We start from the raw sequence: 18,369 nt of genomic DNA on the forward strand, positions 1-18,369 counted from the left end.
CGCGCCCGCTTGACCATGCGCTGCGCCGCTGTTCGGGATCTACCGGCCACCGACCGCCGGATTGTGCATCGCAGGCCCCGGCCACGACCGGCATCCTGCTTGCCCTGAGCACAGTGCAGCCGACGTGGCAGCAACGCGGGTTGCCGTCGGCAGTTCGCTATGTCCATGCAGAAAGACCGGTTTGGGCGTTCTTGGCGTGCCGGGTGAGCGAGTGGGAACGATGATGACGTGATTCCCCCGGGGGCAGGCTGGCGGACACTGGTCGCGGTCGTGACCCTTACGTTGCTGGGGGTACTCATCGCCTTCGCCGCGCAGGAGCTTGACCGCAAGGCCGAGGTCAGCCGGGCTGATCTGGCCGCCTTGGCTGTGGCCGCGGCGGTAGCGGCCGCAGGAGTGCTTTCCTGGCTCAAACGTTCTTTCCCTGCACCCTCCCTTCGGACAACCAATCTCGAGATGGCCCGGCAGACTCTGGCCGAGCAGGTGGAACAGCAGTGGAAGACGGAATCCCGGCTTCGGGTCTTGGACGATCCGGAACCCATGCCCATCGCCTGGCGGCTGACCGGCAACGCCGCGGTGATGAGTCAACCTCACCTGATCACGGCCGGAGATCCGCCCTTTTCCGCACGTGCCGATGACATCGCCGATCTGACCCGCCAGTTTCGCGCCCTCAAGCGCCGTCGGCTGATCATCACCGGGGACGGGGGCATGGGGAAGACGACTCTGGCCGTGCAACTCCTCCTGGAATTACTCGCATCCCGGAAGGCCGAACAGCCGATGGCGCCCGTCGGCGAGATCATTCCCGTCCCGGTGCTGCTCCCCGTCAGCGGATGGGATTGCCGCGCCCATCCTCGCCTGCACGACTGGCTTGGCGCTCGTCTGGCGCAGGACTATCCGCTGCTCACCAGGCCGGAGTTCGGACCTGGAGCCGCTGCCGCGTTGGCGCGCGGCCATCACATCCTGCCGATTCTGGACGGCCTGGACGAGCTTTCCGAGCAGGACCGCGTCAAGGTCATCAAGGCGCTGAACGCGTCCATGGACGCTTCCGACCAAGTCGTCCTCACCTGCCGCAAGGGCGAATTCCTCACAGCCATCGCGCAACTCGGCCGAGCGATCAACGGTGCCGCCGTCATCAGTCCCGAGCGTCTCACCGCCGTCGACGCCGCGAACTACCTGACAGCCTGTCTGCCCGGTGAACCGCCTGAGGCATGGCGAGGCGTCCTTGCGGCACTTACCGATGGCGTTGCCCCCAGCTTGGCTCAAGTTGCCTCTACTCCATTGGGCCTATGGCTGATCCGTGTCGTCTACATCGACACCAATTCCGACCCCACACCTCTCATCGGGCCTCTGAACGGCGATCCCGCCTTACTTCACACCCACCTACTTGATCTCCTCATCCCTGCCCTCATCGAAGCACGTCCAGCCAGTTCGAGTTCCGCCGATCACTTCCGGCCCCGCCGACAACTCAACGCCGTAGCCACGCGCCGCTACCTCACCTATCTGGCCAACCACTTCCACCCCGATACCACTCGGGATATCACCTGGTGGCATATCCCTTACACCGTCCCTCACCTGCGCGTCGCCGCTGGGATCACAGCCGGTCTGATCACCGGGATCGTGTTCGGGCTCGGGGGCAGGCTCGCGTTCGGCCTCATGACAGCACTGGCAGCGGGGCTCGTCGGTGGCTTCATAGGCGGGCTCACAGCGTGCGGATCTTGGGTTGACGAAGCACCCGGACATGCCCCCTTACGACCCTGCGGACGAACAACCCTGTTGTTCCAGTCCATGAGGAGCAATCTCGCGTTCGGACTCACGTTCGGAGTCACTACCACGCTTGCGCTCGGACTCGAAAAGGGTGCCGTATTCGGTCTGGAGATCACCTTGATGGTGGGGCTTGTATTCGGGCTAGTCGAGTGGGCGGAACAATCCACCCGCCCACCGAACAGAACGCCCCGCTCTCCATGGGGAATGGCTACTGGATTTCACACCCTCTTTCGTGCGCTCCTGGCCGGGGCTGCGGCAACGCTCACCGTCGGTCTCGGGGGCGTGCACATGACTACTGGGCTCGGGAACGCGATCACGGGCGGACTCGCCATCGGGTTGGTCATCGGACTTGCGGGCGGACTCGGAGTGGGCCTCGGGGGAGGGTTTTGGGGTCGGCTTGGCGGTGGACTGGGGGGCGGGAACCATCACGCGTGGCTGGCATGCACGCTCGCGGTCGCACGGCTGGTGGTGACGCGGCGACTTCCCCTTCGGATCATGGACTTCCTTGATGACGCCCATCGGTTGGGACTATTGCGAGCGGTCGGACCGGTCTATCAGTTCCGGCACGCAGCTCTGCATGATCATCTCGCCGGAGTACCTGCCACGTCGGGCGGCCAAGCAGGCCAATAGTCGGTCACCGAGATGGCCGCCGAGGTCGTGTATCGATTTAGAACTCGGGAACACGCTGAACGGGTACTCATCGGAGTATCCAGGCGGCTTGGTGGTACTCGTTGATCGCTTCGTCGCCGGCCTCTCGGCTGCGCGCTGTCTGCCCTCTACCGCTTCAAAGTACCGCCGCGACGGTTCTGGTTTGCCTGGGGCTCGAACCTGGAGTCTACGGGTTAAAGTCGCCTCGATTGGTGGCGTTCTGTGGCTGTGAGTTCCGTTTTGTATCGCTGTGGCCGGGGATTTCCGTAGTGGCGTTATGCGTAATGTGTGCATCTCGTGGCGACTGGTTGTGGCGGAGTCAAGGGAGACGCCACGGTTGCGACTGACCAGGTATGACAGCGTAACTTATTGTGTCTTTGCGGTGTACAGGATGCTCCGGCAATGAACGGGACGGCATGAAGGCGACCGAAACCACTCTTCGCAAGCTCATTCAGGGTGACCAGCAATTAGTGGTCCCTCTCTACCAGCGCCAGTACACCTGGGAACGCCCGCAGCTCACCCAGCTGTGGGCCGACATCACCGCCCAGGTCGATGTGCTGGCCGAGCGGCGGCAGGATGCCCCCAGCCACTTCATGGGGTCGGTGGTCCTCGCGCCAGGGCCGGAGCTGGCGCCGAACCGGTCCCAATGGATCATCGTGGACGGCCAGCAGCGGCTGACCACCCTGATGCTGGCGCTCTGCGCGATCAGGGATCACCTCGTTGCGGAGGAGCCCACTGCTCGTGAGCGGATCAACGAGCTCCACCTGATCAACAAGTTCCAGCAGGGGGAGATGCGCTATCGGCTCCTGCCCACCCAGGCGGACCGGGCGGCGTTCAAGGCGTGTGTGGACGGCGCGGCGGAAGGCAGGTCCGAGAGTCTGATCGGCAACGCCTATCAGTTCTTCCGCAGCGTGCTGAAGGAGTTCGACGATCCGGCCGACCCGCATGACGTCGCGCGAGTGGAGTCGGTGCTGCTGGATCGGCTGAACCTCGTGCAGATCCTGGTGGAGAAGGACGACAACGCGTTCCGGATCTTCGAGTCGATCAACAACACGGGCATGCGGCTCAGCCAGGTGGACCTGATCCGCAACTATGTCTTCATGTGCCTGCCCACGCGGGGCCAGCACGTCTACGACGCGTACTGGAAGCCGATCCAGGACCTGCTGGATGCCAAGGCCATGGAACAACTGATGTACCTGGTGCTGGTTCTGAAGGAGGGTGGCGACGCCCAGTACAGCGCCGTTTACCGTGGGCACCAGCAATTGCTGCTCGCACTGTCCGCGGATGAGAGCCGGGTCGAGGAGTACGTCCGGGATCTGCACCGCCGTGCCCGGCATCTCCGGCAGATTCTCTTTCCCGGCGATGATCTGCCGTTCGCCGGGAAGGTGCGCTTCCTCAAGGAGTGGCAGGCTTCGACCGCCTACCCGCTGGTGATGCGCCTGATGGAGTTGCGCGAGGACGACTTCATCGGCGACGAGGAAGTGGGGCAGGCGCTGGCCTATGTCGAGAGCTTCCTCGTCCGCCGGCTGATCGCCGGTGTCACTACCGGAAACCTCAACCGCATCTTCCAGCGGCTCGCCGTACAACTGTCGGCCGAGGAAGAGGTGCCGCAGGCGGTACGAGCCGCACTGTCGCCGGCCAGGCTGTACTGGCCTTCGGACGACCAGCTACGGGAAGAGATCCGCAGCCGTGCCTTCTACTGGCAGGGCCGCACGGTGCAGCAGAAGCTGGTCCTGCGGCGCATCGAGGAGTCGCTGGGCAGCAAGGAGCGGGTGGACCTCGCCGACAAGCGCATCACCATTGAGCATGTCCTGCCGCAGTCCATGACCGCCGACTGGCTGAGCGAACTGTCCGGCGGGGGAGAGGACGCCGATCTCCTGCACCGCCGGCTCGTTCACACCCTGGGCAATCTCACGCTCAGCGGCTACAACTCCGAGCTCGGCAACAACTCCTTCGCCGCCAAACGCCGGCAGCTGAGCCAGAGCGGGCTGGTCATGAACCAGGAGATCGCCGCCGGCGAGCGCTGGGGGAAGGCCGAGATTCTCGCTCGCGCCGACCGGCTCGCCGACCGGACGATCGCCATCTGGCCCGGTCCGGAGGAGTCCGGGCGGGGCAGCGCGGCCTCACGCGACTGGACGCAGCTGCACAGCGCCCTGGCGGCGCTGCCGGCCGCCACCTGGACCTCCTACTCCGACCTCGCCGAGCTGATCGGCTCGCATCCCGTTCCCGTCGGCGTACACCTGGCAAGCGTCCCGGTCCTCAACGCGCACCGGGTCCTCACCAGGTCAGGACAGGTGTCCGACGGTTTCCGCTGGGTCGATCCCGACGACGATCGAGACGTGCACGACGTCCTGCGCGCGGAAGGACTCACCTTCGACGAGGCCGGACGGGCGGCCGCGGACCAGCACATCAGCGTCCGCGAGATCGCCGAGCTGCTCGGACTGCCCATCGCCGCGGATCTGGCCGAGACCGAGAGCGCGGGCGAGGAGAGCCTCTCGCCGCAGGCGTTGACGACGCTGGAGCAGCGCTTCCTCCGGCAGCTCAACGAGCAGAGCGGCCCGCAGGCGGCCGGCGCCGTCCAGCGTCTGCTGGAGCACTGGCGGTCGCGGGGCGGCGAGCTTCAGTACGGCACGTCCGCCGCCGCCTCCTGCGCGCCGATCATCAAGGTCGGCGGGCAGACCATGTACGTCATCCGGTTCTACGCGAAGACCGCCGAGATCCCCTTCGGGCTGCTACGCAACCGCGAGCCGTTCAACGACCCGGGGCTGCGAGAGGAGCTTCGGCAGCGCCTCAACGACGCGCCCGGCGTGGACATCCCGGTCGCCAAGCTGGAGCTGTATCCCCCTGTCAAGAACACCCAGCTGGCGAGCCTGGCTGTGTTCGACGTGGTCGTGGCGGTGCTCGACTGGTTCATGGCCACGGTGACCGAATCTGAAGGCCGGTTGGGCGTTTTCGGGCCAGGGTGACGCCGTCGGCCATCGGCAGCAGGGCGATCTCCACGCGTTCGTCGGCGTGCAGCAGCAGGTTCAGCTCCCGGATCGCCCGCGTGTCGGAGTCCTGGGCGTCCTCGTCGACGACCTTGCCGAACAGCAGTGTGTTGTCGATGATGATCAGGCCGTTGGGCCGCACCAGGCTGAGGGCCAGTTCGTAGTAGGTGAGGTAGCCGGCCTTGTCGGCGTCGATGAAGATCAGGTCGGCGCCGGCCGGGCCGTACGTGTCGAGGAGGTCGGAGAGTGTGGTGGCGGCGTCGCCGATGCGCTGCTCGATCCGGTCGGCGACGCCGGCGCGCTGCCAGAACTCGCGTGCCACCGGCGACCACCGCTCGGTGATGTCGCAGGTGATCAGGCGGCCGTCCGGCGGCAGGGCGCGGGCCATGCACAGCGCGCTGTAGCCGGTGTAGGTGCCGACCTCGATCACGGTGCGTGCGCCGGTGAGGCTCACCAGCGTGGCCAGGAACTGGCCCTCCTCGGGCGAAACCTGCATGAGCCGGCCGCCGGGCAGGCGCTCGGTCTGCTCGCGCAGGCCGGTCAGGACGGGATCGTCGCGCAGGGAGACCTCGCGCACGTAGGAGCGCAGTTCGGGGGTCCATTCGAGCTGGCCGGCCATGGGTTCAGCCTCCTTGAGGGGCCGCGCGGGCCAGGTCACGGGCGGTCAGGTCGGGGGCGGTCAGGTCGATGGCCGCGGGGGCCGGACGCGGCGCGGGCACCTGGTGCAGCAACTGGGTGCCTTCGACGGCGTGCCCGTCCAGGCAGGCGCACGGCTCCAGGGTGTAGCCGGCGAAGCGGTAGGCGATCTCCATCATCCGGTTGCGGTCGGTGGGCCGGAAGTCGGCGGCCAGGTGGACGCCGGCGGTCGCGGCCTGGTCGCCGAGCCAGTTCAGGATGGCCGCGCCGGCGCCGAAGGAGACCACGCGGCAGGAGGTGGCCAGCAGCTTGACGTGCCACATGGCCGGGTGCACGCGCAGCAGTACGACGCCGACCGCGCCGTGCGGGCCGAAGCGGTCGCTCATGCTGACCACCAGGACCTCGTGGCCGGGGTCGCCGGTCAGCTCGCGCAGCGCCGCGGCGCCGTAGTGGACGCCGGTGGCGTTCATCTGGCTGGTACGCAGGGTGAGCTCTTCCACGCGGGCGATGTCGTCGTGGCCGGCACGCGCGATGCGCATCTCCAGCCGCAGCGAGCGCAGGAACTCCTCGTCGGGCCCGGCGAACGCCTCCTTCTCCGCCTCGCGCAGGAATCCGGCCTGGTACATGCGCCGGCGCTGGCGGGAGTCGGCGGTGACGGTCGCCGGGCTGAACTCCGGCAGCGCCGTCAGCCCCGGGAGCTGGCCGGGCTCGTACAGGCGTACCTCGGGCAGGTGGAAGGCGACCTCGGCGCGTTCGGCCGGCTGGTCGTCGATGAACGCGAGCGTGGAGTGGGCGAACCGGAGCCGCTCGGCCAGTTCGCGCACGGCCGCCGACTTCGGCCCCCAGCCGATGCGCGGCAGGACGAAATACTCGCTCAGGCCCAGCCGCTCCAGGCGGGCCCAGGCCAGGTCGTGGTCGTTCTTGCTGGAGATGGACTGCAGGATGCCCCGGGCGTCCAGCGCGGCGATGACCTCGCGGACCTGCTCGCTGACGCGGACGTCGCCGTCCTCCAGCAGCGTCCCCTGCCACAGCGTGTTGTCCAGATCCCACACGAGGCACTTGATGGTCGCGGAAATGATCTTCCTCCTGTCGCGAGTGTTGTCGCGAGTGTCGTCACGACCCGGTGAGCGCATGCCGGGCCAGGATCAGCTGGCAGATCTCGCTGCTGCCCTCGATGATCTCCATGAGCTTGGTGTCGCGGTAGGCGCGGGCCACCACGTGGTCGTCGCGCGCGCCCGCCGAAGCCATCACCTGTACGGCCGAGGCCGCGCCACGGGCGGCACCGCTGGCGCTGACGTGCTTGGCCAGCACGGTGGCCACCACGACGTCGGGGGAGGAGGCGTCCCAGCAGTCGCTGGCGTGCTCGCAGGCACGGGTCGCGCTCCGCTCGGCCACGTACAGCTCGGCCAGGTGCCGGCCGATGAGCTGGTGCTCGGCCAGCGGCTTGCCGAACTGGCGGCGGGAGCCGGCGTGCGCGGTGGTGGCGGCCAGGCAGGCGCGCAGGATGCCGACGCAGCCCCAGGCGACCGACATGCGGCCGTAGGCCAGCGCGGTGGTGACCAGCAGCGGCAGCGGCTGGCCGCCGCCGCCGAGCACCGCGTCGGCCGCCAGGCGCACCTCGTGGAAGCGCACGTCGGAGTGGCCGGCGGCCCGGCAGCCGAGCGGCGCGGCCACCGGCTCGACCGTCACGCCCGGCGCCGTGGCGGGCACCAGGACGGCGGCGGCCCCGTCGCCGTCCTTGGCGACGATGACCAGCAGGTCGGCGTAGGCGGCGGCGGTGACCCACTTCTTGTGGCCGGTGAGCACGACCGTGTCGCCGTCGCGGCGGATCTCGCTGGTCATGGCGGCCAGGTCGCTGCCGGCCTCGTCCTCGCTGAAGCCGACCGCGGCCAGGTCGCCGCCCACGAGCCGGGGCAGGTGCGCGGCGCGCTGGCCGGGGCCGCCGAGTCGCTGGATCGTCCAGGCGGCCATGCCTTGGGAGGTCATCACGCTGCGCAGGGAGCTGCACCGGCTGCCGACGTGGGCGGTGAACTCGCCGCCGTCGCGGCTGCCGAGGCCGGGCCCGCCGTACGCGGTGGGGACCTGTGCGCACAGCAGGCCACGCGCGCCGAGCGTGCGCAGCACCTCGGGCGGGATGCGCCCGGCCAGGTCCCAGTCGCCGGCGCGGCCGCCGATCAGCTCGTCGGCCAGCTCCCGCGCCCGGGTCAGGGCGGGCTCAGGCATCGGCCCGCTGCTCGCGCAGCCGGTGCACCAGCGCCGCCATCGTCTCGACCGAGCGGAAGTTGTCCAGTTGCAGGTCGGTGCCGGTGACGGCCACGCCGTACGTGCTCTCCAGGTGGACGACCAGCTCCATGGCGAACATCGAGGAGACCAGGCCCGAGGCGAACAGGTCCTCGTCCTTGGTGACGAACGACTTGGTGCGGCTGGTCAGATGGGCCAGCAGCTCGTCCTCGACGGTGGTGATGGGTTCGACGGTCATGACAGCGCCTCTCCGTAGTCGTAGAAACCTCGGCCGCTCTTGCGCCCGAGGTGGCCCTGGCGGACCTTGTCCAGCAGGACCTCGCATGGCCGGCAGCCTTCGTCGCCGGTCCGCTCGTACAGGGCCGTGAGGGAGTCGGCCAGGTTGTCCAGCCCGATGAGGTCGGCGGTGCGCAGCGGCCCGGTCGGGTAGCCGAGGCAGCCGTGCATCAGCGCGTCGACCTGCTCGACCGTGGCGGTGCCCGCGCCGACGACGCGCGCCGCGTCGTTGATCATCGGGTGCAGGAGACGGCTGGTGACGAAGCCGGGCGCGTCGCGTACCACGACCGGCTGGCGGCCCAGCGCGGACAGCAGCGCCATGGTGGCGGCCATCGCGGCCTGGTCGCTGCGCTCGCCGCGGATCACCTCGACCATCCTGATCAGGTACGGCGGGTTCATGAAGTGGGTGCCGAGCAGGTCGCCGGGCCGTTTGAGCGTGGCGGCCAGCTCGCCGATCGGGATGCCCGAGGTGTTGGTGATCAGCGGCGTGCCGGGCTCGACCAGGCCGCACACCTCGCCCAGGACGTCGGCCTTGAGCGCGGCGGACTCGGTGACCGCCTCGATCACGGCGCTGGCGTGGCGTCCGTCGGCGAGCTCGCCGGTGACGGTGAGCTCGGCGGGCGCGGCGCCGCGCGGGGTCCCGCCCAGCAACTGCGCGTGGCGGGTCTGCTGCCGCACTCTGGTGTACGCGCTGTCGCGCGCGAGCGTGCCGGTCTCGACCAGCACGACCGGGACGCCGTGCCCGATCGCCATGGTCGCGATCCCGACGCCCATCGTGCCTGCTCCGATGATGGTGAGCCGGTGTGCTGACTGCTCGGTGTCCACCCAACCTCCTGAAAGGGTCACAGTGTCTGGCGCTGTCCGCCGGCCGAGCCGCGCACGGCCAGGTCCATGAGCCGGTGGATGCCGGCGGCGAAGGCGAATCCGGGCTCGGCCGGCTCGCCGGTCCGCACCGCGCGCGCGAGCCCCTGGTAGGCGTGGGCGACGCTGGCGGCCGGTCCCGGCGCGAGGGCCGAGGCCGGGTCGTGCACGTCGACCGGGACGGCCAAGGGCCGGCTGGTCTCGCCTTCGAGCAGGCGGATGTCCCAGGGCGCGATCTGGCAGGGCAGTCCTGGTACGGCCGGTTCGATGGCCAGCGTGGCCTCGGAGCCGACGATCCGCAGGCTGAACCCGGCGGCGGCGGGCGGCGCCCCGGACAGGACGGCCACGGTGGCGGTGGCGCCGTCGTGCAGCGATCCGGCGATGACGACCTGGTCCGGCGCGCTCGCGTCGGCGAGCTGCCCGGTCTCGGCGATCGTGACGCGCGGGCGGCGCGTGTCGACCTGGGCGGAGAAGGTGGCGAAAGGGCCGAGAACGGCCCGCAGCACGGCCAGGGCGTGGCCGCCGCCGACGGTCAGCAGCGTCGCCCCGCTCGCCTGGTCGATGATCTGGCGGCGGGCCTCGGTGACGCTGGCCTCGCCGAATCCGGACAGCACTACCTGGAAGGAGGCCGACAGCACCTGCCCGATCCGGCCGCTTTCGACCAGGTCGCGGACGAAGCGGACGCTCGGCGAGCGCACTCCCTGCAGCCCGGCCAGGTGCACGCGGCCGGAGGAGGCCGACAATTCGGCCAGCTCGCGCGCCTGGTTCTCGTCCAGGGCGAGCGGCCATTCGCAGTAGACGTGCTTGCCGGCGGCCACGGCCGCGCGGATGAGCGTGTCGTGCTTGGGCACCTTCACACAGATCGTCACCAGGTCGACGTCGGGGCTGGCGATCAGCTCGGCGGCCTCGCCGAAGGCGAGGGGGACGTCGAAGGCCTTGGCCGTCTCCTCCGCGCTGTGCTTCCTGGTGGTGGCGACGGCGGCGACCGTGAAGTCCGGCAGCCTGCTCAGTGCCGCCAGGTGGGCGCCGACCGCCCAGCCGTTGCCGCTCGCGCCGATGATCCCGGCCCGAATCCTGCCGTTCATGTTCTTCCCTTCAGCTTGTGCCCGCGGGCGTGGGTGACACCGGCCGCAGTCCGCGTACCGCGGGGATCGCGACCAGCGCGAGGCAGCCGAGGGTGAGGACGGCGGCGCTGGCCAGCAGGACCGGCGCGCTGCCCGCCGTCTCGGCGACCGGTCCGGACAGTGCCCGGCCCACGGGGACCAGCATCATCGAGCCGGTGATCTCGTAGGCCAGCACCCGGTTGAGCACCTTGGGCGGCACCTGGGTCTGCACCGAGGTCGACCACATCACCGCCCAGTAGGAGCGTCCGACGCCGGCCGCGAACATCGCCGCGGCCACGAGCACGACCGGCGCCTTCAGCGCGATGAACAGGAACTGCGGGATGAACAGGGCCAGCCACAGCGCGCCGGTCAGCAGGGGCCGTTTCGGCATGCGTTTGAGTGCCAGGAAGCCGCCGGCGATCGCGCCCGCGCCGTGGGCCGACATCAGCAGCGCGTACGCCGAGGCGCCGCGGTCCTCGGTCAGGACGGTCGCGCTGAGCACGTGGTAGGGGCCGAACACGGTCAGGCCCAGGACGACGAAGACGCAGATGACCGACCACAACCACGGCCGGGAGGCGAAGGCCGTCCAGCCCTCGCGGATGTCCTTCAGCACGCGGGGACGGCCCGCGGCGGCGGCGCCGGACAGCCGCAGCGTCCAGACCAGCAGGCAGCTGATCAGGCAGGTGGCGGTGACGAACACCATCACGACCGGCGGCCCGGCCACGACGAGCAGCACTCCGGCCAGCGCCGGCCCGCCCAGGGTCACGCACGACTCGGTGATGCGCAGGGCGGCGTTGGCCTCGTGCACCCGGCCCGGCGCGACCTCCGGGACGATGCCGGAGATGGACGGCTGGAACAGGGCGGTGGCGGTGCCGAAGACGGCCTGCGTGATGAGGATCTCGGCCAGGCTCGGGCTGCCGGTCAGCAGGCTCACCGCCAGCCAGCCCTGCGCGGCCAGCCGTACCAGATCGGCGAGGACGAGCAGCGGCTTCGGACGGAAATGGTCGGCCAGCGCGCCGCCGAACAGCATCAGCACGATGGTGGGCCCGAGTGAGGCGGCCAGCGCGTAGCCGACGCCGCTGGCGCCGTAGCCCTCGCCCAGCACGGCGGCGATCAGCCCGATCGGCAGGATGATGTCGCCGAGCAGCGAGATGGTGCGGGCGGCGAAGTAGTTGCGGAAGTTCGCCGACCACAGGCGCGGCCCCGCGCCGGTCGCGAGATCCTCGGTCAAGGTTGGGCCCGGAGCTCGCGGATCGTCTCCCACAGGGCGGCCGGGGTGGCGAAGGTGGTGAAGGTGACCAGGTCGTCGGGCAGCGCGAGCTGGTACTCGTCCTCCAGCCTGGCCGCCAGGTTGATCATGCTGATCGAGTCGAGGCCCAGGTCGACCAGGGAGACGTCGGGCTCCAGCCCGTCGGCGACGACCCCGTCGGGCAGGCACTCGGCGATGGCCGCCTCGAACCGCTCGTCCCAGGTGATCTGCATGCTCTTCACTCCGTTCCTCGGTGGGGGAGAAGGTTTCCGGCCAGCCAGGCGGCGACGCCGTCGGCGTCGCAGGCTCCGGTGATCGCGTCGGCCGCGCGCAGCACGTCCTGTTCGGCGTTCTGTACGGCCACGCCCACCCCCGCCCAGCGCAGCATGCCGAGGTCGGCCGCCGAGTCGCCGAAGGCCACCACCTGGCCGGCCCGTACGCCGCGGTCCGCGCACCAGCGGCGCAGGGCCGAGGTCTTGTCGACGCCCGGCGCGACGATGTCGGCGAAGCCGTCGAAGCGGTGCGAGACCTCGGCCAGGCCGGCCACGGACGCGGCGACGGCGGCGTCGAAGCGGGCCGGGTCCATCCACGGGTTGCGGGCGAACAGCTTGAAGACCGGGCCGGCGACGCGGCCCTCCCCGGCCCGGCGTACGCGGACGGTGCTGAGCCGGTCGGGGTAGTCGTGTTCGACCTCGGCCGCTTCGGCGGTGACCCAGCCGAAGCTGGTGCGCGGCGCGGCGGCGGTGATCCGGTCGGCGATGGTGTGGATCGTCTCCGCATCCAGCACCTGTTGTCCGGAAATTTCGCAGGAAGGGAGGGCGTAGGTGATGGCGCCGCCGCAGCAGATGCCGGCCGAGACCAGCCCCACCTCGTCGGAGACGCGGCGCAGCGCGGACAGGTGGCGGGCGGTGACGTAGACGATGTCGAGCCCGGCGGCGGCGACCGCGCGCAGCGTGCCCACGGTGGCGGGTGACAGCGAGCCGTCGCTGCGGAGCAGGGTGCGGTCGAGATCGGTCGCCACGACGCGCAGGCGGGAGGCGTCGATCACCGGCCCGCCCCCCTGGCGGGGACCACGTCGGACAGGCGTACGCTCCAGTCGCCCGCCGCGGCGGTGAGGAAGCGGTGGATGCCGGCGGCGAAGGCGCTCACCCAGGGCCGGGAGTAGAAGTCGGTGCGGTAGCGCACGTCCACGCTGATGACGCCGGGCCGCTCGGCGCTCAGGATGCGCAGGCCGCCGCGCGGTACCGGGAGCACGGGCAGGCCGACCTGCCTGAAGACGGCCCGCCCGGTGCCGGCCTGCCCGGTGTCCGGCTTGGCGGCGGCTGGGTCGTTGTGGCTGCCGAAGTCGAAGTTGACGTAGCGCGGCACCCTGGCCGGGTCGGCGCCGTGGCGCACGCCGTACTGGGACGGGTTGACGAGCTTGGTGACCAGCGAGTGCGGCAGCTGCTGGCGGCGCAGCGCCCCGAGGACCGCGCGCGTCTCCATGGCCAGCAGCCGCTCCAGCGTCGGGTCGCCGCTCAGGTCGGTGCGGAAGACGATGGGGGTGGCGAAGTACCCGAAGACCTCGGCGACCTCGGGCAGCACCCGGTTGGCCGCCGAGCCGTAGACGGCGACGTCGTAGGGGTCGTGGGGGGTGGAGCCCGGCAGGCGGTGCGCGGCGACGGCCGCCTTGACCGCGGCCGAGACGATCCCGTAGACGCTGACGCCCGCGGCCGTGGCCGCGGCGGCGAGCTTGGGCTGCAGGTCCGGCGCGGTGGTGAAGCGCACCCGGTCGGCCCCTGTTTCGCCGCCCGGCGCCGCGGGGTCGGTCAGGCCGGAGGCCGGCAGCGGGTCGACGCCGTCCAGCGTGGTACGCCAGTAGTCCGACAGCCGCTCCAGGACGGCCCCCTGCAGATACGAGCGCTCCCAGGCGGCGTAGTCGGCGAACTGGACCGCGACCTCGGGCAGCCCGGGATCGGTTCCGGCGGTCTGCGCGCCGTAAAGCCGGATCAGGTCGTTGACCAGGACGTCGCGGGACTTGCCGTCGGCGATGATGTGGTCGACGCTGAGGCCGAGCAGGCTCAGTTCATCCTCCACACGTACCAGCCACGCGCGCAGGAGCGGGCCGCCGGCCAGGTCGAAGGGCTCCTGCAGGCGGCGCTCCAGCAGGCTCAGCGCCTGCTCGCGCGAGCCGGCGGCGGTCACGTGGAAGAAGTCGCGCAGTTCGGCCACCGGGCGCATACGCAGGCCGTCGAATGTGGCGCGTAAATTCTCGTGGCGGGCGGCGACGCCGTGCAGCGCGGTTTCGAGCGCGGAACGGTCGAGTTTCCCGGTTATCTCAATGCAGGTGGCGATGATGTTGTTCGGAATATGCCCGCCGCCGGCCAGGAGACGTTCTTCCTGGGTGTGTGATACCGGCAGATCTCGGTCGGCTCTCGATAGGACGGTAATTCCCCCGGACCGCGCCAAATCTTCCTCCGTATGTCGTGTTCGGGCTGTATTTGCTGCCCCGTCGCCCGGACGCGAATGGAACTCCAACAGATCGCGTCCGGAATGTCAATGCGTCCGAGCGGCCCGCGCTGGCTGTCAGGAGCCTGATAGGCGTCTCGACATGCGTCCGAACCGCAGTGCCCCCTACCTGCGAAGAATCTCATAAGGGAGGAGCCGTAAAACAGGATTACGGCCTGTCCGGGCGCTGGTCGGCGGTGCCTTGTGACCCACGTCACAACAAGGTCGGGGATTGACACATTCATTTTCCGATGCGAATCTCGCCAATGATGTAGCCAGGGCTCAAATCGGGGGACGGTGCCTGTGCAAACCCATGTCTTGACGCGTTCAGGTCTGCTGCCCTGGATTGTCTCGGGCCCGGACGAAGCCGCACTGCGGGCCAGGGCGGCGGAACTGTCACGGTACGTAGCAGCACAGGAGCGGATCGACCTGACCGGCCTTTCCTATTCCCTTTCGAAGGCCGATGGCAGGTCAAGTAACCGGGCCGTTCTGCTGGCTCAGGACCGCGCCGGATTGATTGCGGGAATGGCCGCGCTGGCCGACGGCGAAGACGTTCCGGGGCTCTTTCGCGGCACCGGCCCAAATCGCCGGACGGCATTCCTGTTCTCCGGGCAGGGCGGTCAGCGCGCGGGGATGGGCCGCGAACTCGCCGAGGTCTTCCCGGTGTTCTCCGCGGCCCTCGACGAGATCTGCGCCCACTTCGACTTCCCGCTGCGCGAGGCGATGTTCGCCGCCGACGGCGCCACGCTGGACGAGACGCTGTACACCCAGGCGGGCGTGTTCGCGCTGGAGGTCGCACTGTTCCGGCTCGTCGAAAGCTGGGGGCTGCGGCCCGCCTACGTGCTCGGCCACTCCCTCGGCGAACTGGCCGCCGCCCACGTCGCCGGCGTCATGTCGCTCCCGGACGCCTGCACTCTGGTCGCCGCGCGCGGCAGGCTGATGGGCCAGGTGGCCGGGGACGGCGCGATGGCGGTGATCCAGGCCGCCGAGCACGAAGTCGCCGCCGACCTCGCCGCGAACGTCTCCCTGGCCGCCGTCAACGGGCCCGCCTCCGTCGTGGTGGCCGGAGACGCGGACGCCGTGGCCGAACTCGGCGCGCGCTGGCAGGCCAAGGGGCGCGTCGTACAGCGCCTCAACGTCCGGCTCGCCGGGCACTCCCCGCACATGGACGCCATCCTCGGCCCGCTGGGCGAGGTCCTGGCCGGGCTGGAACTGCGGCCCGCGCGCATCCCCCTCGTCTCCAACGTCACCGGCGCCATCGCCACCGAGACCGACCTGCGCTCGCCCGCCTACTGGGTACGCCACGTCCGTGAGCCGGTGCGCTTCCACGACGGCATGCGCCGCCTGCGGGAGGAAGGCGTCACCACCTTCCTGGAACTGGGCCCGGACGGCACCCTCACCGGCATGGGCCGCGCCTGCCTCGGCGAGGACACCGAGGCGGTACTCGTCCCGGCGCTGCGCGGCAGCAGGGCCGAGGCCCGCGCGATCGTGCTCGCGCTCGCGCAACTGCACGCCCGCGGCGCCCTGGTCGGCTGGGACCCGATCTTCGCCGGCTCCGGCGCCGAGCCGTACCCGCTCCCGGCCGGTCTTTCCGATGGGAACACCGCGACGGGCCCCGGCGGCTCCCTCCGCGAGCGGCTGCCGGCACTGCCGGAGCGGGAGCGGCTGCGCGTCCTGACCGACCTCGTGCGCACCCAGGTCGCCTTCGCCGCCGACCACCTGGCCGCCGGCGAGGTCACCGGCACGCGTCCGTTCGCCGAGCTCGGCCTGACCTCGCTCAACGCCGTCGAGCTGCGCGACCGCCTGGCCGCCGCCACGGGCACCCGCCTGACCGCCACGCTGATGTTCGACCACCCCACCCCGGCCGCCCTCGCGCGTCACCTGCACGACCTTCTCGCGGGTACGGCCGGCGGCCCGCACACCGCCCCCGCCCCCATGGCCGGCGACCCGGTCGCCGTCGTCTCCATGAGCTGCCGCTACCCGGGCGAGGTGCGCTCACCCGAGGACCTGTGGCGCCTGGTGTCGACCGGACAGGACGCCACCGGCGGCTTCCCCACCGACCGCGGCTGGGACCTGGAGATCCTCAGCCGCTTCGGCGAAGGCAGAAAGGGCGCCACAGGACCCGCCTACCGCAACGCGGGCGGCTTCCTGTACGCGGCCGGCGAGTTCGATCCCAGCGTGTTCCGCCTGTCACCGCGCGAGGCCCTGGCCATGGACCCGCAGCAGCGCCTGGCCCTGGAATGCTCCTGGGAGGCGATCGAACGGGCCGGCATCGACCCCGTCTCCCTCAAATCCACCGAAACCGGCGTGTTCGTCGGCACCAACGGCCAGGACTACGCCTCTCTCCTGCACGCCTCCCAGGAAGGCGTGGACGTCTACCACGGCACCGGCGGCGCCGCCAGCGTCCTGTCCGGCCGCATCTCCTACGCCCTCGGCCTCGAAGGCCCCGCCCTCAGCGTGGACACCGCCTGCTCCTCCTCGCTGGTGGCACTCCACCTGGCAGGTCAGGCGCTGCGGCAGGGCGAGTGCTCGATGGCCCTGGTCGTGGGCGTCACCGTGATGGCGACCCAGCGCAAGTTCCTGGAGTTCGCGCGCAACCGGGGGCTGTCGCCGGACGGGCGTTGCATGTCGTTCGCCGAGGCGGCCAACGGGATCGCCCTGTCGGAGGGCATCGGCGTCCTGCTGCTGGAGCGGCTGTCGGACGCCCGCCGTAACGGACACCGCGTCCACGCGCTGCTGCGAGGCAGCGCGATCAACCAGGACGGCGCCTCCAACGGCCTGACCGCACCCAACGGACCCTCGCAGGAGCGGGTGATCCGGCGCGCGCTCGCGCACGCCGGCCTGCGCCCGGACGACGTCGACGCCGTGGAGGCGCACGGCACCGGCACCCCGCTCGGCGACCCCATCGAGGCCAACGCCCTGCTCGCCACCTACGGCCGCGACCGCCCCGCCGGCCGCCCCCTCTGGCTGGGCTCGCTCAAGTCGAACCTCGGCCACAGCCAGGCCGCCGCCGGGGTCGGCGGCGTCATCAAGGTCATCATGTCCCTGCGCCACGGCCTGCTGCCCCGCACCCTGCACGTGGACGAGCCGACCAGCCGCGTCGACTGGAGCGCGGGCCCCGTGCGGCTCCTGACACGGGAGACGGCCTGGCCCGCCCGCGACGTCCCGCGCCGGGCCGCCGTCTCGGCGTTCGGCATCAGCGGCACCAACGCCCACGTGATCATCGAGGAGGCGCCGCACCCGGAGCCTCCGCCTGCCCAAGAGCCCGCCCAAGAGCCCGCGCCCGCCCGGGAGCTCGCGCCCGCTCAGGAGCCCGCGCCCGCCCGCGACGTCAGCGCGCCGTGGGTCTTCGCCGCGCGCACCGAACCCGCGCTGCGCGCGCGGGCCGCGCAACTGCTCGACGTGCTCGACCGCGCCGCCACGCCCGCCGACGTGGCGGTGTCGCTGGCCACCAGCAGAGCATCACTCGAGTACGGCGCCGCCATCGTCGCCACGGATCGGGCCCACCTGGCCGAGGCCCTCAACGCCGTGGCCACCGGCGGCGAGGCGGACGGCCTCCACCGGCGCACCACCCGCAAGGAACCCGCGACCACCCTGCGCCTCACCGCGGGCGGCACCCGGTTCGCGGACGAACTGGCCACCGCCCTCCCCACCTACGCGCGCGAACTCGCCACGATCACGGCCGCACCGGCTACCGGCGCGCGAGCACCATCCGAGCAGGAGGCCGGCCGCGCTCTGGTCCATTGCCTCGTCCACTGGGGTCTTCGCCCGGACGCCATCACCTGGCCGGAAGGCCTCGCCGCCGGGATCCCCGGCCTGGCCGGGGTGCCGGTCCTGGCGGCAACGGCAGAGCCGGACTCCGGTCTCGTGGTGACGATCGGCGACCCGGGGCCCGCTGACGAGGGCCACCTGGCCTACCGTCCCGGCGAGGGCGCCGCCGTGCGCGAGCTCGCCACGCTGCTCGCCCGCCTGTACGCCGCGGGCGTCCCGGTGAACTGGCGGGCGTTCACCGCCGAGTTCGGTGGCGAGCACGTGGACCTGCCCACCTATCCGTTCCAGCGCCGCCATTACTGGCTGAAGGCGCCGGCCGCGCCGTACACCTCCCACTGAAGCCGCCACG

General features: G+C 70.8%; 14 protein-coding genes. 4 read left to right on the forward strand and 10 right to left on the reverse strand.

What is annotated here, in order from left to right:
* Positions 1 to 270 precede the first annotated feature (270 nt).
* The gene (locus ACFWY5_RS17720; protein WP_379632991.1) at positions 271 to 2,391 is read left to right on the forward strand and encodes an NACHT domain-containing protein; all 2,121 of its coding nucleotides are present in this window, start codon (positions 271 to 273) and stop codon (positions 2,389 to 2,391) included.
* 434 nt (positions 2,392 to 2,825) lie between these two features.
* Positions 2,826 to 5,375 (forward strand): DUF262 domain-containing protein, encoded by a 2,550-nt coding sequence (locus ACFWY5_RS17725; protein WP_379632993.1) that lies wholly within the window; start codon positions 2,826 to 2,828, stop codon positions 5,373 to 5,375.
* Here the strand turns inward: ACFWY5_RS17725 and ACFWY5_RS17730 are convergent.
* From ACFWY5_RS17730 to ACFWY5_RS17775, 10 genes are read right to left on the reverse strand one after another with little or no spacing between them, the layout of a single operon-like run.
* Positions 5,320 to 6,015, reverse strand: a complete 696-nt coding sequence (locus ACFWY5_RS17730) for an O-methyltransferase (RefSeq protein WP_379632995.1) — start codon at positions 6,013 to 6,015, stop codon at positions 5,320 to 5,322. The two genes, ACFWY5_RS17725 and ACFWY5_RS17730, sit on opposite strands and share 56 nt — an antisense overlap.
* Before the next feature lie 4 nt (positions 6,016 to 6,019).
* The gene (locus tag ACFWY5_RS17735; protein ID WP_379611134.1) at positions 6,020 to 7,111 is read right to left on the reverse strand and encodes an HAD-IIIC family phosphatase; all 1,092 of its coding nucleotides are present in this window, start codon (positions 7,109 to 7,111) and stop codon (positions 6,020 to 6,022) included.
* Between the two features lie 34 nt (positions 7,112 to 7,145).
* The gene (locus tag ACFWY5_RS17740) at positions 7,146 to 8,255 is read right to left on the reverse strand and encodes an acyl-CoA dehydrogenase family protein (protein WP_379610893.1); all 1,110 of its coding nucleotides are present in this window, start codon (positions 8,253 to 8,255) and stop codon (positions 7,146 to 7,148) included.
* Positions 8,248 to 8,511 carry an acyl carrier protein gene (locus tag ACFWY5_RS17745; RefSeq protein WP_379610894.1) on the reverse strand — a complete coding sequence of 88 codons (264 nt, stop codon included), beginning with the start codon at positions 8,509 to 8,511 and terminating at the stop codon, positions 8,248 to 8,250. Before ACFWY5_RS17745 ends, ACFWY5_RS17740 begins: the two co-directional genes overlap by 8 nt.
* Entirely contained in the window at positions 8,508 to 9,374 is an 867-nt protein-coding gene (locus tag ACFWY5_RS17750) for a 3-hydroxyacyl-CoA dehydrogenase family protein (RefSeq protein ID WP_379610895.1), read from the reverse strand. Before ACFWY5_RS17750 ends, ACFWY5_RS17745 begins: the two co-directional genes overlap by 4 nt.
* Before the next feature lie 17 nt (positions 9,375 to 9,391).
* Entirely contained in the window at positions 9,392 to 10,495 is a 1,104-nt protein-coding gene (locus ACFWY5_RS17755; protein WP_379610896.1) for a Gfo/Idh/MocA family protein, read from the reverse strand.
* A gap of 10 nt (positions 10,496 to 10,505) precedes the next feature.
* Positions 10,506 to 11,744: an MFS transporter gene (locus ACFWY5_RS17760; RefSeq protein ID WP_379610897.1), complete on the reverse strand. Its 1,239-nt coding sequence runs from the start codon at positions 11,742 to 11,744 to the stop codon at positions 10,506 to 10,508.
* Entirely contained in the window at positions 11,741 to 11,995 is a 255-nt protein-coding gene (locus ACFWY5_RS17765; protein ID WP_379610898.1) for an acyl carrier protein, read from the reverse strand. The genes ACFWY5_RS17760 and ACFWY5_RS17765 overlap by 4 nt, the downstream gene beginning before the upstream one ends.
* Positions 11,996 to 12,000: 5 nt before the next feature.
* Positions 12,001 to 12,810, reverse strand: coding sequence for an HAD family hydrolase (locus tag ACFWY5_RS17770; protein WP_379610899.1), 810 nt, complete (start codon positions 12,808 to 12,810; stop codon positions 12,001 to 12,003).
* The gene (locus ACFWY5_RS17775) at positions 12,807 to 14,078 is read right to left on the reverse strand and encodes a condensation domain-containing protein (protein WP_379633112.1); all 1,272 of its coding nucleotides are present in this window, start codon (positions 14,076 to 14,078) and stop codon (positions 12,807 to 12,809) included. The genes ACFWY5_RS17770 and ACFWY5_RS17775 overlap by 4 nt, the downstream gene beginning before the upstream one ends.
* Between ACFWY5_RS17775 and ACFWY5_RS17780 the strand changes: the two genes are divergently transcribed.
* The gene (locus ACFWY5_RS17780; protein WP_379633117.1) at positions 14,016 to 14,153 is read left to right on the forward strand and encodes a hypothetical protein; all 138 of its coding nucleotides are present in this window, start codon (positions 14,016 to 14,018) and stop codon (positions 14,151 to 14,153) included. The two genes, ACFWY5_RS17775 and ACFWY5_RS17780, sit on opposite strands and share 63 nt — an antisense overlap.
* 621 nt (positions 14,154 to 14,774) lie before the next feature.
* Complete coding sequence (locus ACFWY5_RS17785) at positions 14,775 to 18,359, forward strand: beta-ketoacyl synthase N-terminal-like domain-containing protein (protein WP_379632997.1); 3,585 nt, start codon at positions 14,775 to 14,777, stop codon at positions 18,357 to 18,359.
* Positions 18,360 to 18,369 lie beyond the last annotated feature (10 nt).

It is taken from the genome of Nonomuraea sp. NPDC059007, assembly GCF_042740555.1.
Classification (GTDB): Bacteria; Actinomycetota; Actinomycetes; order Streptosporangiales; family Streptosporangiaceae; genus Nonomuraea.

Bases quoted from the DNA above. Each gene is read 5' to 3' on its own strand.
- ACFWY5_RS17725 (WP_379632993.1), top strand. From the start codon at position 2,826: ATGAAGGCGACCGAAACCACTCTTCGCAAGCTCATTCAGGGTGACCAG.
- ACFWY5_RS17730 (WP_379632995.1), bottom strand. From the start codon at position 6,015: ATGGCCGGCCAGCTCGAATGGACCCCCGAACTGCGCTCCTACGTGCGC.
- ACFWY5_RS17740 (WP_379610893.1), bottom strand. From the start codon at position 8,255: ATGCCTGAGCCCGCCCTGACCCGGGCGCGGGAGCTGGCCGACGAGCTG.
- ACFWY5_RS17745 (WP_379610894.1), bottom strand. From the start codon at position 8,511: ATGACCGTCGAACCCATCACCACCGTCGAGGACGAGCTGCTGGCCCAT.
- ACFWY5_RS17755 (WP_379610896.1), bottom strand. From the start codon at position 10,495: ATGAACGGCAGGATTCGGGCCGGGATCATCGGCGCGAGCGGCAACGGC.
- ACFWY5_RS17765 (WP_379610898.1), bottom strand. From the start codon at position 11,995: ATGCAGATCACCTGGGACGAGCGGTTCGAGGCGGCCATCGCCGAGTGC.
- ACFWY5_RS17785 (WP_379632997.1), top strand. From the start codon at position 14,775: ATGGCCGCGCTGGCCGACGGCGAAGACGTTCCGGGGCTCTTTCGCGGC.